The 18,240-nt window shown below is 36.1% G+C and carries 12 protein-coding genes; all 12 read left to right on the top strand.

Annotation, left to right across the window (positions count from 1 at the left end):
• The first annotated feature begins 123 nt into the window (after positions 1-123).
• The 12 genes from L1276_RS04775 to L1276_RS04720 all read left to right on the top strand — a co-directional run bounded on the left by L1276_RS04775 (position 124) and on the right by L1276_RS04720 (position 18,189).
• On the top strand, positions 124-477 hold the full coding sequence (locus L1276_RS04775; protein WP_253785893.1) for a DUF6122 family protein: 354 nt from the start codon (positions 124-126) through the stop codon (positions 475-477).
• Positions 478-537: 60 nt separating this feature from the next.
• Positions 538-1,485, top strand: coding sequence for a thioredoxin-disulfide reductase (trxB, locus tag L1276_RS04770; protein ID WP_253785892.1), 948 nt, complete (start codon positions 538-540; stop codon positions 1,483-1,485).
• Positions 1,486-2,027: 542 nt separating this feature from the next.
• Positions 2,028-2,597, top strand: coding sequence for an RNA polymerase sigma-70 factor (locus L1276_RS04765; RefSeq protein WP_253785891.1), 570 nt, complete (start codon positions 2,028-2,030; stop codon positions 2,595-2,597).
• A 173-nt stretch (positions 2,598-2,770) separates the two neighbouring features.
• Positions 2,771-3,937, top strand: a complete 1,167-nt coding sequence (locus L1276_RS04760) for a FecR family protein (RefSeq protein ID WP_253785890.1) — start codon at positions 2,771-2,773, stop codon at positions 3,935-3,937.
• A gap of 166 nt (positions 3,938-4,103) precedes the next feature.
• Entirely contained in the window at positions 4,104-7,499 is a 3,396-nt protein-coding gene (locus L1276_RS04755) for a TonB-dependent receptor (protein WP_253785889.1), read from the top strand.
• A 283-nt stretch (positions 7,500-7,782) separates the two neighbouring features.
• Positions 7,783-9,012 carry a RagB/SusD family nutrient uptake outer membrane protein gene (locus L1276_RS04750; RefSeq protein ID WP_253785888.1) on the top strand — a complete coding sequence of 410 codons (1,230 nt, stop codon included), beginning with the start codon at positions 7,783-7,785 and terminating at the stop codon, positions 9,010-9,012.
• Positions 9,013-9,391: 379 nt separating this feature from the next.
• Positions 9,392-10,657, top strand: coding sequence for a TlpA disulfide reductase family protein (locus L1276_RS04745; protein WP_253785887.1), 1,266 nt, complete (start codon positions 9,392-9,394; stop codon positions 10,655-10,657).
• Positions 10,658-10,683: 26 nt separating this feature from the next.
• Positions 10,684-11,199, top strand: a complete 516-nt coding sequence (locus L1276_RS04740) for a protein-disulfide reductase DsbD domain-containing protein (protein ID WP_253785886.1) — start codon at positions 10,684-10,686, stop codon at positions 11,197-11,199.
• A gap of 24 nt (positions 11,200-11,223) precedes the next feature.
• Positions 11,224-12,714, top strand: a complete 1,491-nt coding sequence (locus L1276_RS04735; protein WP_253785885.1) for a hypothetical protein — start codon at positions 11,224-11,226, stop codon at positions 12,712-12,714.
• Between the two features lie 45 nt (positions 12,715-12,759).
• Positions 12,760-14,133, top strand: a complete 1,374-nt coding sequence (locus tag L1276_RS04730) for a TlpA disulfide reductase family protein (RefSeq protein ID WP_253785884.1) — start codon at positions 12,760-12,762, stop codon at positions 14,131-14,133.
• Positions 14,134-14,526: 393 nt separating this feature from the next.
• On the top strand, positions 14,527-16,566 hold the full coding sequence (locus L1276_RS04725; protein ID WP_253785883.1) for a protein-disulfide reductase DsbD: 2,040 nt from the start codon (positions 14,527-14,529) through the stop codon (positions 16,564-16,566).
• Positions 16,567-16,665: 99 nt separating this feature from the next.
• Positions 16,666-18,189 carry an aminotransferase class V-fold PLP-dependent enzyme gene (locus L1276_RS04720; protein ID WP_253785882.1) on the top strand — a complete coding sequence of 508 codons (1,524 nt, stop codon included), beginning with the start codon at positions 16,666-16,668 and terminating at the stop codon, positions 18,187-18,189.
• Positions 18,190-18,240 lie beyond the last annotated feature (51 nt).

Here is an 18,240-nt window from a genome sequence, read left to right as displayed (position 1 = left end):
ATGTTAGGAATGGACAATGCTAACTAGATCTTGTAAAATAGTCAGATCATTATTATTAAAAAAAACAAAGGAAAAAATTATTTCCTGCTTATTAAATCAGACAGAAAAGATGTCTGCAAACTTATGGATATTGAAATTTTAAGAGTACTACAAAGCATCCTTCATTACAGTCTGCATTTTTTAGCTCCAGGAATAATTGGTTTTATTTTTTTTAGATCGCAGTGGAAACGTGCATGGATCATCATGGTGGCTACTATGATAATTGATTTGGATCACCTTCTTGCTACACCAATTTTTGATCCCACAAGATGCAGTGTTGGATTTCATCCCTTACATTCTTATTATGCAATAGCTGCTTACTTATTATTGCTGCTCTTTAAGAAGAGTAGAATAATTGCTGTTGGTCTGCTATTTCACATTGTAACAGACTGGCAGGACTGTTACTGGTCAGGTTTTATAACGCTTTATGGAAAGTAAAAAAAGTATTGTTTTTTTTCAGAACTAACCATTTTACATCTTAAATTAATTTTATTAACCATGTCAAAAACTATTGAAAAAATTAAATGTCTAATTATAGGTTCTGGTCCTGCAGGTTATACTGCTGCTATTTATGCTGCCAGAGCAAATATGAATCCAGTTTTATATCAAGGAATGCAGCCTGGTGGGCAGTTGACTACAACTAATGAAGTAGAAAATTTTCCAGGTTATGTTGATGGTGTTACAGGACCGGAAATGATGATTCAGTTACAAGAACAAGCAAAACGTTTTGGTGCTGATATCCGTGATGGATGGGCGACAAAAGTTGATTTTTCAGGAGAGATTCATAAAGTTTGGATCAACGATTCAATCGAGCTGGAATGTGAAACGATTATTATCTCTACAGGAGCATCGGCTAAATATTTAGGATTGCCATCAGAACAGCATTATTTACAAATGGGCGGTGGTGTTTCTGCTTGTGCTGTTTGCGACGGATTTTTCTACCGTAATCAGGAAGTTGTAATTGTTGGTGCAGGAGATTCTGCTTGCGAAGAGGCGCATTACTTATCTAAGCTTTGTAAAAAAGTAACAATGCTGGTTAGAAGCGAAAAATTCAGAGCTTCAAAAATTATGGAAGAACGTGTTCACAAAACAGAAAATATAGAAATTTTACTGAACCACGATACTGTCGAAGTATTAGGCGACCAGAAAGTAATACACGCAATAAAAGCGTTAAACAAAACTTCTGGTGAAGTTATCGAAATTCCTGCTACTGGATTTTTCGTTGCCATTGGTCATAAACCAAATACAGATATTTTCAAAGACTACATAACACTTGATGAAACCGGTTATATCGTAAATACTCCGGGAACATCTAAAACTAATGTTGATGGTGTATTTGTAGCGGGTGATGCTGCCGATCATGTATACCGTCAGGCTATTACTGCTGCGGGTACAGGCTGCATGGCAGCACTTGATGCGGAACGCTATCTGGCTTCAAAAGAGTAATGGTTAAAATATTGTATGATAATTAGGTTTTATTTATAAATATTTTCTAAATATTTTGTAATTAAACTTCTGTAGCTCCTTTTTTGAGGAGCTTTTTTCATTATGTAAATCTAGCTTTAGAGTAAAATCATGGGTTTGTAAAAGCATCTGTTGATTTTTAAATAGGATTGAAGCGGAATAAAGGTCAATCTTTATTATTTCGTTGAAGCAGAATTAAATGAGGCAATTTTATAGACATTGAATTTTTCAAAACGAAGATTTCAAGAATTTTAATGTAGTACTCATTTGCACATTATATTTTAGAAGTATTTTTTTTCTGACATTTTTTTAAGCAACGCAATATTTTAAGTCTATTGTATTGTTAGAGTTTATGAGTACTACACAAAAAATATGTTCCTAAATTTAATAAAAGCAAAAAAAAGAGTAAAATGCTATAAATTTACTGTGTAATTCTAAAAAAGAATATATTTTATTTGTAATAAATAGAAAAAGTATCCGAATTATTAACTTTTGGTTAAATTGCAAAACATTTGTTAAACAATATGAATATCACTGACGAGGAATTAATACAAAGCATTAAAGCTGGTAGTAAAGAAGCACTGACTATCCTTTATGATAGATTTTGCAGGCAGCTTTTAGCATTTTCATACAATCTATTAAAAGATAGGGAATTATGCGAAGAAATCGTTCAGGATGTTTTTATTGATTTCTGGAACAGAAGATATGAACTTCAAATCAAAGTTTCACTGCAGAGTTATTTGTACGCAACTGTGAGGTACAAAATTTTTGCTGAATTCAGAAAAGATAAAGCCATTCGTGTTGAATTATATGATGATATCAATAGCAGAATGCAGTATTCTACACCGGAAACCAGAATGATTCATGAAGAACTTGAAGAACAGGTAAGACTCATAATTGATAATCTGCCTGACAAATGCCAGCTGGTTTTTAATATGAGCAGAAATGAGGAGCTGTCTCATAAGGAGATTGCCGAACTTCTGGGGATATCCACTAGAACTGTTGAAACTCATATAACAAATGCACTTAAGGTTCTAAGGGATTCTTTGGGCCATGCTTTAACTATCGAATTTATACTTCATCTGCTTCGCTAAAGTCTGCAGATTACGATATTGTTATTATTGAGTGTTTTTTGTGTTAATTCACCAGTATAGCACTCGCTAATGTTTGCGAATTTGCTAAATCAGTAAAAGTTATTTTTTTTTTACGTGATAACTTCTTTTATCTACACTATACATATATACATATAATGGGAAATCAAAATTCAATGGATACTAATTATAATAAACAGGATTTTCAAAAACTTGTTGAGAAATATCTCGATGGCAGAATATCCCTTCCTGAGATGAAACTGCTGATAAACTATACTGAAAGCTATCAGCAGGATAATGCTTGGGAAGAACTAGATCCTGATAATGGGTATCGAAACAGAATGCTGGAAAATATCTTAGCAGGAATTAAGAAAGACGAACCTAAAAAACCGAAAGTTATCAATTTGCTTAAAAGTAACATATTTAAATACGCTGTTGCAGCAGCTGTTCTGCTTTTTGTTTTTTTTAATGCCTTTTATGATGAGCATGGTATACCTGCCAGTAAAATACCAGAGAAAGTTGTCGTGAACAGTACGATTAAAATCGGAAGTGATAAGGCTACCCTTACCACGGAAAGCGGAGAGACTATAGTACTTGAAAAAGGAAAATCATATACAGCTAAAAATATTGTAAGTAATGGCGAAGAATTGGTTTATACAAAAACTGATGTTGCAAAAAAAACAATAGCATACAATTATTTGACAGTTCCCAGAGGAGGGGAGTTTTTTGTGAAATTAGCAGACGGAACACAGGTTTGGCTAAATTCCGAATCTAAATTAAAATATCCAGTTTCTTTTGTTGAAGGCGAGACCAGGAAGGTGGAACTCGTATATGGAGAGGCTTACTTCACAGTATCGCCAAGTACAGCACATAAGGGAGCAAAATTTCAGGTTCTTACAGGTCTGCAGGACATAGAAGTAATAGGCACTCAGTTTAATGTTAAAGCCTACCGCGATGAGGATGTTATTTATACTACGCTGGTGGAAGGAAAAGTAGCCGTTGCAATTGCAGATCAAAAAGAGATGCTGAAGCCTAATCAGCAACTTACTTTAAATAAGTTAAACAAAAAAAGAACAGTATCAGAGGTAGATGTGTATTCTGAAACGGCATGGAAGAAAGGATTGTTTGCCTTTAAAAGCAAAAATTTAAAAGAAATCATGCAAGTGCTCTCCAGATGGTATGATGTAGATGTGGAATTTGAAGATAAAAGCCTTGAAAATATTGAGTTTAAAGGAGTGCTGAATAAAAAGCAGAATATAGAAGAAATACTAACCCTAATTAAGAAAACTAAATTTATAAATGCCTATGAAATAAAAAAAGACAGAATAATTATTAAAAAATAAAATTAAAGGGAACAAAGCTTAGACCGACCAAAGTATAAAGACTTTATCCCCTTAATGATAACTAATCAATTAAATGCTATAACCAATTAGACCAACCAAATTTATGGAAAATAAATTAACCAGTGTTTTTTTTAACCGCAGAAATGAAATTTTAAAAAGTAAGAGTTTGAGAACTCTTGTATTTTTAATGTGTATTGCCATTTTTGGTTTAATGAGCAATACTGCCGCTGCACAAACAGCTAAGATAAAAATAGACCAGAATAAGAGTATGAGCGTCGATGAGATATTTAATCTAATCATGAGTCAGACCAGCTATACTTTTATTTATCAGGTAGAGAAGTTTAGAAACTACCCTAAAGTTACGCTTGAAAAAGGAAGTATTCAAGCTGATCAATTATTAAAAAAAGCTCTTTCTTCTGGAGGGTTTAATTACAGCTTTAATAATAATACTATAGTTATTGATGAAATTCCTAAAATTAAAGCGAAGAGCGAAGTAGCAATCTCAGGTAAAGTTACAGATGCAGCAGGTTTAGGAATTCCTGGAATCACGGTATATGTTTCTACCACCGGCAACGTGAAGGGCGAGGCGATCAGTAAAGATTTTTTGATAAGAGGAACTGCTACAGATTTTGATGGTTCTTTTTCATTAAAGGCTGAAGTTGGAAATTTCATTTATGCCGCAGGTATGGGTTTTGAGGTATATTCAGAACGTATTGCAGGTGATAAAAAGGTTTTCAATATCAAGCTTCGAGAAAAGGCAAGCGAACTCGAGCAGGTGCTTGTTGTGGGATATGGAACAACGAAAAAGAAAGATTTAACAGGTTCTGTAGGTTCAGTTAAATCAGAAGAAATTGCTCAGATTAAAACCCAGAGTATTGATCAGGCCCTAGGCGGCAAGGTCAGCGGAGTGTTTGTTAGCGCACTTAATGGCCGTCCTGGCTCTTCAGGTTCAATAAATATCAGAGGTTTGACAGATCTTAGAGGGGATAATCAGCCGTTATATGTTGTTGATGGTGTGCCTATTACATTATATCCTAGTTTTGAATATAATGGTCTTGGTCAAACAGGTGTAAGAGAGAATCCACTACTTGCTATCAATCCAAATGATGTGGAGCGTGTCGATATTTTAAAAGATGCTTCTGCAGCTGCAATTTATGGATCAAGGGCTTCTAAAGGAGTGGTTATAATAACCACTAAACATGGAAAGAAGGGACAAAAGCCGCAATTTACTTTCACGGCTAATACAACTTTTCAGAATCCAACAAGAAGACTTGATTTTTTAAGTGGTGATCAGTTCAGAGCATTCAATATTGGCGAAGCTCAGAAAAGAATTGATGCTGGTGAAGGCAACGCGCAGGATCAAAGTATTGTTGCAGGAACGTTTTATGGAAATGCCAATACAGACTGGCAGTCAGAGATCAGCAATAAAAATGCGCTTTGGAATGATTATCGATTCAGCCTTTCGGGCGGAACTGATAAGGTAACCTACATGGCGTCAGGAAATGTAACGGATCAGGAAGGTATGTTAATAGGAAGCAAATTCAAAAGATATACTTTCGCGGCCAACGTAGATGCAAATGTAACCGACCATCTTAAAATTGGAACGTCTATTAACTACAATAATTCAGTAAATAAAAGCTCAGACATAGGGGGGCTTCTAAATGGTGATTTCAGGCCCGACCTGCCTGTTTTCCTTGAGAACGGTGAATACTCCAGCACACCGGCATTATTTGGCGTAAATACAACGACAAGAAACCCTGTAGGAGGAGAAGGACTTGCAAAAAATAAAACATTAAGCCAAAACGTATTTGGAACTTTGTATGCAGAAATCGAGATAGTGGATGGATTAAAATTCAAGTCATTACTAAGTGCTGCCTCCAATAAGGATGAAACGTCTAATTTTGATCCCTCTTTCTCAAGAGGAGCGGTATTAAATCCAACTAATGGAACGCCAGATGCCAGCCTGAGAATGCAGTATAATTCGGGTTACAGTACTTCTTTTAGCAATACCTTAAGCTATATTAAGAGCTTCGAGAGCGGCCATAAAATTGATGCTGTTGCCGGTATTTCATGGGATCAATCACGTCTTGACCTTACACTGCAGAACTATGCAGGTTTTCCTGATGATTTTATTTTAACAAATATAGGATCTGCTAACCGCGCGACAACATTTGGCAGTGAATCTATAGAAACGGGACTTAACTCCATATTCGGCAGAGTAAATTATTCTTACAAGGACCGCTATCTGGCTACTTTTACAGCCAGACGAGATGGATCCACCAAATTTGGATCTAATAACCAGTATGGGTTTTTCCCATCCGGAGCATTAGCATGGAATGTCCACAATGAAGAATTCTTTAAAAATGATGTTGTCAGCCAGTTAAAATTAAGGGCTTCACTAGGAAAGACGGGATCAGATAATTTGGGCTCATTCTCTTACCTAGCGTACCTGTCATCACTTTCTGGAGGGAATTCAACATATGCAGGTATTAATGGTATTGCAATTAACTCTCTCCCTAATCTGGATATCAGATGGGAAGAAACTGCTCAGCTTGATCTTGCTGCTGAGTTTGGATTCTTTAACAATCGTCTGACTGCCGAAGTAGGATATTTTGATAAAAAGACAAGTGGAATCATTCTCTACACACCAGTACCGGCTGAAACAGGAACTTCATCATACAATTCAAATGTGGCTGATGTAAGCAATAAAGGATGGGAAATTACTGTTGGGGGAGATATATTCAGAAGTAAAGATTTTAGATGGAATTCTTCCTTTAATATTTCATTTATCAAAAACAATGTTGATCGATTAAATGGCGGGACTATTTTTAGTTTTGGAAATATAGCCTCAATTCAGGAAGGTCAGCCTATCGGGGTCATTATGGGGTATGACGTTGTAGGGATTGCACAGAATCAGGCAGAGATAGATGCTCTAAATGCGGCTTCTCCAACAGGAAATTATTACCAAAACCTTAACCAGCCGGGAGACTACATTTTTAAGGATGTAAACGGGGACGGGAGAATAGATATTAATGACAGAGTTGCCCTTGGTAATCCAAATCCAAATTATTTCGGAGGGTGGAACAATACTATAAGTTATAAGAATTTTGATTTTGGATTTAATTTTCAATACCAGCAGGGGGTTTCGAAAGAGGTTACTGTAGGTAATTTTTATCAGGCAACTTCTCCTGCTATTAATACGACTACGGTTATTTATGATACCTGGACGCCTGAGAGAACAGATGCCCGATACGCAAGAGTAGGATCGGCAATAGAAACTTATGCTAATTCTCGACATATCGGGGATGCTTCATACATTCGTCTGCGTTCTGCTTCTTTAGGATATAATTTTCCATCTCAATGGCTGGAAAATACAGGTATAGCTAACATGAGACTGTCATTACTGGCCAATAATTTATTTGTGATCAGCAATTATATTGGAGGAGATCCGGAATCTGTTTTTCAGCCTCGAGGCGGTGCTACTACGGATTTAAACAGAGACGAATCATTTAATTATCCTCTGGCTAAAACAATTACAATTGGATTTAACGTGACTTTTTAATTTTAAATAAGTAAAAATGAAATCAAAATATAACCTATATATAGCGGCATGCCTTTTTTCAGTATTACTAGTTTCCTGTGACCTGACCAAAGATTTAGATGAATATGAGCCGATTTATTCACTGCCGGCAGAGACTGCCATAACAGACGAATCTTCATCTGAACTTGCTCTGACCGGGGTCTATGCAATTCTGCAGCAAAAAGGCGGATCAAACCCTGATAATTCCATGATAGGAAGTACCCTAAGCGGCATAAATGCTGGTGGCTACGGTCCGTTCATTACAGTGGAAGACCGGTCCCTGATGGCCAATAATCCTGTTACTGACGGTGATAAAGTAGCCACTCTTTACTCTGGTCAATACACCATGATCAACAGGGCCAACTGGGTAATCAGCGGAGTTGAAAAATTAACTGATGCCAGTTTTACAAATGATAACCGCCGCACTGAAATAGTCGCGGAAGCCAAAATACTTAGAGCATGGGGGCATTTCTGTCTGCTTCGTTTGTTTGGCCAGTTTTATGATATTGATTCCGAGTATGGTGTAAATGTACGTTTAGAACCGGCCAGAGATGCGACGGTACATCCGAGAATATCGGTTGGTGCAACTTATGATGCAATTTTAAAGGATCTGGACGAGGGTATTTCTAACGCACCGGCGCTCCGAGCTAAGTACTACGTCAATAAAACTTTTGCTAAAGGATTGAAAGCAAAAATACTGCTATACATGGGTAAATATGCTGAAGCAGCTGCACTTTCAGAAGATGTGATTAAGAACTCCGGTTCAGATTTTGCATTGACTCCAACTTTCAATGAGCTCTTCAACCATACTTCCAGAAATACCATTAATAATTCAGAGTCACTCTTTTCTGTATATGCTGATGAACAAGAAGTTATTGGAAACGGGGCTTTCTGGTCAGTTTTTGCAGGAGTATCGACCTGGTATTATGATCTGGGAAAAAATGGAACAATGACCGTGGGCGGACAAGTTATTAAGTACGATGTAAACAGAATTCCATTTATGGAGACAGGTAAGTACTTATTTCAGGGAGTGGGTATAAACGGAAATATGAAATTTGCCCAGTTTACTGGTCCAAATTCAATATTTGATACGTTATACTACCTTCGTATGGCTGAAATGTATTTAATCTACGCAGAAGCTTCAGCCAGAAGCACTAACAGTGTTCCAGCTGATGCATTAGCAGCTTTAAATGCGATTCGTATCAGAGCCGGCGCCACTACAGGAGGCAGTGGATTTGTCACTTATCCTTCGTCAATTTCTTACGCGCAGTTCTTAGAAGCGGTTCGAATTGAAAAGATGATGGAACTCGGTACGGAATTCGGAGAAGAATGGTTTGATTTGGTACGTTATGATTATGCCGACGGATTTGATGCAGGATTTAAAGTATCGGATGTTAAGCCAACTGCCACGAACTCTAATAGATTTATTCTTCCTATCCCAGCTATTTCAATTAAAACTGGAGCAGGTATAATCAAACAAAATCCGTTATACTAAAATCTAAAATTATAGGGTCTTTAGAAACTCTAAAGACCCTATGTTTTCATCCATTTTATTAAGAGCTAAGCAATACAGTAAAGTACAGGCTGATATTCGAGTAATTTGAAAATGTTGAATTTTCAAAATAAAATTTTCTTTATCCTGAAATTGTGCATTTAAGGCTGACGATAGCCAAATACCATGCTGAAATTCAGGGCTGATAAGTTTTTATCTTCCAAAAGCCGTGTCAAAGCGTATCTGGCATTCTGATTCCATTCTAATGCCTTTTAAAATAAAAATTAATTTTAAAGAATTTGAATCAGTATTATAAATTCTTTACATATAGTGCGTAATGCCTCAAAAAATGAAATTACAATTTAAAATAAACAGACTGACCATGAATAATAAATTAAAAATTAAAATAAAAACAAGTTTTTTTGCTGCTCTGATGGCTGTTCTTATGATCAGCTGTAAAAAAGAGCAGACTTCCTATACCTTTAAAGGTAAGATCGATGGAGCTGCAGACGGGACGAAAGTTTTTTTAAAAATAGTGCAGCAGGATATGTTTGCAACCGTTCTAAGTCCAGAATTTATTACAGACAGTACGATTATTAAAAATGGCAAATTTGAATTTTCAGGTAAGATTCCTGAGGCAAAGTTATACCTTTTAGTAATTAACAGCAAAAAGACTCCCGAGAAGCCGGGAATGCCATTATTTCAGCCTTCCATTCCTGTTTTTCTAGAGAATTCTGATGTTGAATTAGAGGCTGATTTAGATAATATTCCATTAGGGGACAGGCTTCTGCAAGAAGGTAATTTTTCCTATAACAATATTGAAGTCAGCGGTTCTAAAAGCCATGAACTTTATTTGAATTATTTTGATGGAGTAAAGTTATTCGACGAAAAGTCGTCAGCACTTTTCGATAAGGAATATCTTCCCTATTTAAATCCCGTAAAAGGATCAGTAAAGCAACCTATTTCTAAAGGAGTTGCCATTGTGACAAAAATTGAAGACAATCAGGAAAAAAGAAAGGCATATGTTTCTGGTTTCATAAAAGAAAATATAAATAATATGGTGGGGTTATTTATAGCCCAGCAGGAGCTTAGTAAATTTTCCGTTGAAGAATTGGAAAAATTAGAAGCTTCTATTACTGCTGAACAAAAGAAGACTTTGACAGGCAAAAATCTTATTGCAAAGATTTCGGACGCCAAAAGTATAGCTCCGGGTGCTCCTTATATAGATCTTCCTTTTACAGATGCTGCAGGAAATGCGGTGAAAATTTCTGATTATGCAGGCAAAGGCAAATATGTAATGCTGGAATTTTGGGCTTCCTGGTGCCATCCCTGCAGAGCAGATATACCCCATTTAAAAGAGGTTTATGAACTTTATCATCCTGAAGGTTTTGAAATTATAAGTGTTTCTATGGATCAGGATAAGCAGGCATGGCTTAAGGCAGTAAAAGAAGAAAAAATACCATGGTTGCAGGTTTCTGATTTGCAGGCATTTACCGGGGATCTTGCGAAAAAATACCAGATCCGCGGGATACCAACGTGCATTCTGTTGGATCCTAGTGGAAAAATAGTAACCAGAAATATGAGAGGATCTTTCATGGATAAAAAGCTGATTGATCTTTATGGTAATCACTTTGGTAAAAATTTTTAAAACGCAGCACTGTATTATATTTTCGTATGAAAACAATTAAAAAAATAGCTTTTATCTTCTTTGTAGCCTTCATGGTAAAATCTTATGGGCAAAAACAGTCAGACCCGGTTTTTACAAAAAAAGTAGAAAAAGCAGCTTCAGGTTTTAAGATCACAGGTCCTAACGTAGCAGATCCTGTTTCAGTAGATGCACAGTTGGTATGGAATAGCAATAAGACACAAGTTGCTGTTATAGTGAAAGCAAAGGTCTTGCCTGGCTGGCACATCTATGCGTATGTACCCAAAACCCAGCCTTATATTCAATATAAAATGATTTTAGAGGTTCCAAAAGGGATTACGGCCTTGACCGAATGGACTAAACCAAATTCTTATCCTTATGAAAATAATATTTTTGTTTATGAGGGGGAGCTTGTATTCGCTAGATATTTTTCTGTTAAAGATTTAGGTGCTGGTGCCAAAATAAAAGCAGGACTATTTTACCAGACTTGTGATCTAAGACAGTGTCTGCCTCCTAATACAAAAGCTAAAGAGTTAAAATTATAAAGTTAATTAGATAAAAAAGACACAATGAAAAAACTGCACAATGTAATGCTCTTGCTGGTATTACTATTTTCAATACATGCTGTACTTTATGCCCAGCAGCCTAAAAAGGAAAACCTATCTGTATTATTTGTAGGTTTTGATCCGGCTGTGCCAGTCAGTGAAGAGATCATTAATTCTCCAGCCGGAACGGGAGGGATGTCTCCCGAACGTTTCAGGGAAGATATGAAAACAAGGTACAATGCGTTTGAGAGCTACTTGAAAGAATATTTTACAACGGTAAAAGCCGTCGATGTGAAAAGTTATAAGATGGAGATGTCCAAAAATTATGATGTAACCATATTTGACCAGTCTATAGATCCGTGGGAAAAAGCTCAGTATTCTCCAAAATACAAACCCGCCAAGTATTTAACAGAAGATTTTGATTTTGCAACTGTTTTTATTGGACATACAGCACCTCTATTGGGGGGCAGTATTGGTTTGAAACTAGATTGGCTGTGTTTGTGCCTAGATGCTGATGCGCATCATTTAAAAAGTGAACACCCAATTTTTAAAGGACCTTTTCCTGTAAAACTTACTATGGTGGTAAAACCAACACCAGATGGTATTTTTCACTATGAGTCAGGAAAAGATATACCAAAAGAAATACCAATGTGGCGTGTGCAGACTGAGGGATATTTAGAAGGTAAAGGCTACCGTCTTGGTTTGGTATCCAGAGGAGATGGATTTACAGATTCGCCAGATGCAGAATACATTTCAGGGGGAGTGAGCAGTAAAGATGTTGGAGCAGTTGCCATCGGGCGTCATGGTAATTTCTTGTTGTGGGGTTTTTCCGCTTCACCTGATTATATGACAGATGAAGCCAAGCAGGTTTTTGCCAATGCTGTAGTTTATATTAAGGATTTTAAAGGAAAAAAACCTATTGCCAGAAAATACGATGATCGCATTATTATCAGGACAGAGATTGATGATATGATTGCCAAGCTTAACCAGGAATCTTTCGAGAAATTTAAAGGTTACATGGCAGAAGTCAATATATCAATGAAAGAGGGTGTAAAAAAGCTGAGCGATAAGAAACAAAGCGGTGCTAAACTAACTGAGATGGAAGAATCTATATTAGAAGCTCAATCCCAGCCGATTCCAATCCCTACATGGGAACAGTATCTTCAACAGACTGCGCAGAGTTTTTATAAGCCTGAATATTTGAAAAACGTTGATAAATTAAAGAAATATCTTTTAGAAAATAAAAAGTTCATGTACTATGATGAAAAAGGTATTTACGTTGACGAGGATGTCAAAAAACTAGGTATTGGCAACAATGATATAAAACTTTTACAAAAATGCATTACTCTTTTAAAAAGCGGTAAAGAAACGGAATTAGCCAATGCAGTGCTTTTACGCTATACCGGTATGAAAAAAACAGCCCAAGAATGGGAGAAATGGTTAACTGATAATTCTTCAAAATTATTCTTTACAGAGGCGGGAGGCTACAAATGGCTGATTGATACCACAAAATAGTCAATGACTAATCGTTATAAAAATTAAAAATAAAATATCAAAAAAATGAAAAAAATAATTTGTTTGGTAGTTCTTGCATTAGTTCTTGTTTCATGGAAACAAAAAGAGGCAGACTACGCAATAATTTCGGGCATTATAACCCATAAAAAAGCTGATTGGAAAATTGTAAGTAAAGACCAGTCGGTTATACATACCCTTAAGATTGATGCTCAGGGAAAATTCAGAGATACACTTCGTGTTAAAGAGGGAATATATTTTTTGTATGATGGAACAAATTATGCTCAAATTTATATTGAAAACGGAAGTGTTATTGTTGTGAATGCTGATACAAATGATTTTAATAAAACAGTCAAATTTTCGGGTAAAGGATCCGAAGCCACCAATTACCTGGGTTTAAAAATGGAGACTGAAGGTAAATTAATTGGAGATGAAAAATCTTTTTATTCACAGGAGGAAGCTGTATTCAAGGCAAAATCAAAAGAAATTAAAACCAGTCTTGAAACAGTTTTAGATGGTGTTAAAGGAATTTCGGAAAGTTATAAAACCAAAGAAAAAAGAAACCTGAATTATAGCTATTTGGCTAATTTAGATAACTATGAAAAATACCACGAATATTTTGCAGCAAAACCAGGTTTTAAAGTTTCTCAGGGATTTCTGAGTGATTTAGATGGATTGTCATTTGAAAATGCAGAAGACTTTAATTTTTCAGAAGATTATAAAAAACTGATAGTAGCCCACTACACTAAAGAAGGAGATAAAATAAGCAAGTCGACTTCAATTTCAGAGGATGCCGCTTTACTTCAGGCATTGGGATCGATTTCTAATGCCAATATAAAGAACAGCCTTTTATTCTCGTCTGCTGAATTAGGAATTACTATGACAACAGATCTGAAAACGTATTATAAATCGTTTATGAATGCCTCTACGAGCGAAGCGAATAAAAAAGCAATCACAGAAAGTTATAATAAATTACTAATTGTAGACAAAGGACAGCCATCGCCGAAATTTGAGAAATACGAGAATAATTCTGGCGGTACTACATCTTTGGAAGAACTAAAGGGAAAATATGTTTACATAGACGTTTGGGCAACCTGGTGCGGACCTTGTATGGCAGAACTTCCTTTTCTACAAAAATTGGAAGAAAAATATCATGGGAAAAACATCAGTTTTGTGAGCATCTCAGTAGATAAAGCATCTGCACATGACAAATGGAAAAAGATGATTGTTGATAAAAAATTAGGAGGGATTCAATTAATAGCAGATAAGGATTTTGATTCTCAATTTATCAAAAATTATTCTATAATGGCTATCCCCAGATTCATTTTACTTGATCCTGCAGGAAATATTGTAAGCTCAAACGCTGCAAGACCAGCAGAAGAGGATAAAATACTTAAATTATTTACTGATCTGGGAATATAGAAAGCAAAACTGTCTTATTTTCTGCAAAGCAGAATAATAAATATCCATTTGAATTAAGCAATACCAAGGCTTTTTTTTAGTGAATAGGATTTCTGTACCCTTTTTTTAAATAAAATGATAAAAATTAAACAGTTTTTAAACAAGTGTAAAAGATCTTTTTAGAGTCTAAATATAAAACACCTGAATACTTCTTTATATTATTTGTTTCAATAAGAAAATTTTGAATTAGTAAGCCAAATTTGGAAACAATTGAAGGAGAAAGAGAAGAGGACTCAATACAACCAGTCCTCTTTTTATTTAACAAGCTGTTATAATTAAAAAAAAGAAATCAATTAAGAGATAATTTGACATAAAACCTTTAAAGATTCATCCCCATAATGATATAATGCATCTATGAAAAAACTAATTCTAATAATAGCACTACTATTTGGTCTGCTTGGTCAGGCTCAGGTTTTAGATCCGGTAAAATGGACTACCGCTGTTGAGAAAATTTCCGATACCGAGTATAAATTAATATCAAAAGCTGCCATACAACAGGGATGGCATCTCTACTCGCAGGTTGTTCCTGAAAATGGTCCGATTGCAACTACATTTAAGTACAATATTGTCAAAGGGTCATTTAAATTAAATGGAACTACAAGTGAAAAAGAGGGGCATACCATTGACGATCCTATTTTTAGGATGAAGATCAAGTATTTTGAAAATTCTACAGTTTTTGAACAGAAGATAAAAGTGTCGGCAAATATATCTTCTGTTAATGCAGTGGTTGAGTATATGGTATGCGATGATTCCCGATGCATGCCGCCGACGGAAGTCGACTTAACTTTTAACTTAGAAAAATCCAAAATAATCTCAGAGGCTGTAATTCCAGTAGAACCAAACACGGCAATATCCGATTCAACAATTAAAGAAGAGGATACAGCATCATTAAAACTGAAGCAGGAAAGTATTGAAAATATAACAGTTTCGAATGATTTGAAAGCTGAACATGAGCCGGAAAAAGGATTGTGGGGTATTTTCTTTATTGCTTTTCTCTCCGGTTTTGCAGCTCTTTTAACTCCTTGTGTTTTTCCAATGATCCCAATGACGGTAAGTTTTTTTACAAAACAAAGCCAGAATAAAGCGGTTGGAATTAAAAATGCGGTCATATACGGTGTTTGTATTATAGTGATTTACGTACTTCTTGGAACTGCAGTAACAGGCATTTTTGGAGCTGATGCTTTAAATGCCCTTGCGACAAACGTATGGTTTAATATTATTTTCTTTTTATTACTGGTTATTTTTGCCATTTCTTTTCTAGGGGCTTTTGAAATTATGCTGCCTAACTCATGGTCTAATAAAGTAGATTCTCAGGCTGACAGGGGGGGACTGGTAGGTATTTTCTTTATGGCTCTTGCCCTTGCTATAGTATCTTTTTCATGTACTGGTCCAATTGTCGGTACCTTGCTGGTTCAGGCCGCTTCAAAAGGGGGGCTTGCGCCCATTATTGGAATGTTTGGTTTCTCATTAGCTATTGCACTTCCATTTGCTTTATTTGCTGCTTTTCCAGGTTGGCTGAATTCACTGCCTAAATCAGGCGGCTGGCTCAATACAGTAAAAGTTGTTTTGGGTTTTCTGGAACTGGCTCTGGCTTTTAAATTCCTTTCACAGGCAGACTTGGTCATGCAGACGCATTTACTGGAGCGTGAAGTGTTTTTAGCGATATGGATTGCAGTATTCGGGGCATTAGCTTTCTATCTTTTTGGAAAAATAACTTTACCGCATGATTCTCCTTTGCCTCATATTTCAGTGGGAAGATTGAGTCTGGGTCTTGTTGTTTTATCTTTTACTATCTATATGATACCCGGTTTATGGGGAGCACCGCTTAATTTGATCAGCGCATTCCCGCCACCGCAGGATTACAGTGAATCTCCTTACGGGGTAGGTTCTTCAAAAAGCGAATCAGCTTCTCAATCCAATCATGAAGATTTACCCGATGGAGCACACCTTTTGGCACCCCATGATATAATGGCTTTCAATGATTATGATAAAGGCTTAGCATACGCTAAAAAAGTAGGTAAACCAGTTATGTTAGATTTTACAGGCTGGGCATGTGTGAACTGCAGAAAAATGGAGCAGAATGTATGGCCTGATCCAAAAGTATTATCGATCCTTAAAAATGATGTGGTGTTGATTTCGCTATATGTGGATGACAAAAGGGAACTGGCTGCCAGTGAAGTGGTAGAATCTAAATTGCGTCCAGGTAAAAAGTTAAAATATATAGGACAGAAATGGAGCGAACTGCAGACCCTCAGATATAAAGCCAATTCTCAGCCCTTTTATGTGCTGATGGATAATAATGAGGAGAATTTAATTGCTCCGGTGGCCTATACACCAGATGTTGAAGAGTTTCATAATTGGTTGAAAACAGGTTCATCTCATTTTAAAAAGTAACTTTTATAGAAGTTGTTAATTCTTGAATAGAATCGCTTAGAGTCTTAAATTCTAAGTGATTCTTTTTCTCAAACGATTTAAATTATTAAAATTTTAGTAATGATAGATAGTACTAAGTCTGAACTGCAGAATACTAGTGAACAGCAATCGGCATTGGAGGCATACTTTTCCAAATTCAGAGAAAATACCATAGGTGTTAATCATGTTTTTGAATCTGCTTATGGAAATCAAAATATGATATATGCTGACTGGATTGCAAGCGGGCGCTTATATCGCCCCATTGAAGCTGTAATATGTAGTAAAATAGGCCCAATGGTTGCCAATACACATTCTTTTTCTAGTGAAACAGGTAAAGCCTCTACCTATGCTTATCAATACGCCAGGGAACTTATTAAAAAACATGTAAATGCATCTGGTAAAGATATATTAATAGCTACAGGAACAGGTATGACTTCAGCTTTGTCCAAACTTCAGCGAATCATGGGACTTCGATCTGAAGATAATATTTACAATGTAAAACTGCAATTTCAGGACGAAAGACCAGTTGTTTTCATCACACACATGGAACATCATTCCAATCAGGTTCCGTGGTATGAAACCATTGCCGATGTTGTGGTTTTGCCTGCCGATGACAACAATTTGGTTGACCCAAAAGTGTTGTCGGAAGCACTTGAAAAGTATAAAAACAGCACTTTAAAAATCGGTTCATTTACCGCCTGTTCCAATGTTACTGGAATTATTACCCCGTATCATGAATTGGCTAAAATAATGCACCAACACAATGGTTTTTGTTTTGTTGATTTTGCGGCTTCGGCTCCTTATGTTGCTATTGATATGCATCCACAAGATCCAAAAGAACAATTAGATGCGATTTTCTTTTCTCCTCATAAATTTCTTGGTGGTCCTGGAAGTTGCGGTATTTTGATTTTCAACGAAATATTATATAAGGCGGACTTTCCCGATAATCCAGGCGGAGGCAATGTAAAATATACGACACCGTGGGGAGATTTTTGCTACAGTGATAAAATAGAAGTTAAAGAAGATGGAGGAACTCCTGGTTTTCTTCAGGTGATGCGCACTGCCTTGTGCCTGGAATTGAAAACACAGATGGGAGTTGAAAATATGAAAAATCGTGAGAATGAGCTTCTTGAACTCTGTTATTCAGAATTCAAAAAGCTTCCACAGATTACACTGCTCGGAGATCTTAAGAGTGAACGAATCGGCTGTGTTTCCTTTACCATAGAAGACATTCATTACAATTTAGCCGTAAGACTGCTCAATGACCGCTTTGGCATTCAGGTTCGCGGCGGATGGTCATGCGCAAGCACCTATGCGCACAGTTTATTTGGAATTGATAGAAAAAAATCCGATGTGATCACAAAAGGTATTATGCAGCAGGATTTAACCGATAAGCCCGGATGGGTCCGATTGTCGCTGCATCCAACGATGACAAATGCAGAACTTTTATATATCTGTACTGCTTTGCAAAGCATTATCGTTCACCATCAGGAGTGGAAGAAAGAATACGCCTATAATCCATGTACGAATGAGTTTGAATCTGTTTTGCATGCAGATTCTTTAAAGGAAGAGGTGAAAACCTGGTTTTCCGTCGAATTGGTTTAAGTTTTTATGAAATTAAAGGAATGAATTTATAAAATAAAATAAAATAAAATA

Source organism: Flavobacterium sp. HSC-32F16, assembly GCF_024171645.1.
Classification (GTDB): domain Bacteria; phylum Bacteroidota; class Bacteroidia; order Flavobacteriales; family Flavobacteriaceae; genus Flavobacterium.
Note: the sequence above shows the minus strand (reverse complement) of the source record. Positions and strands in the feature narration are given on the sequence as shown.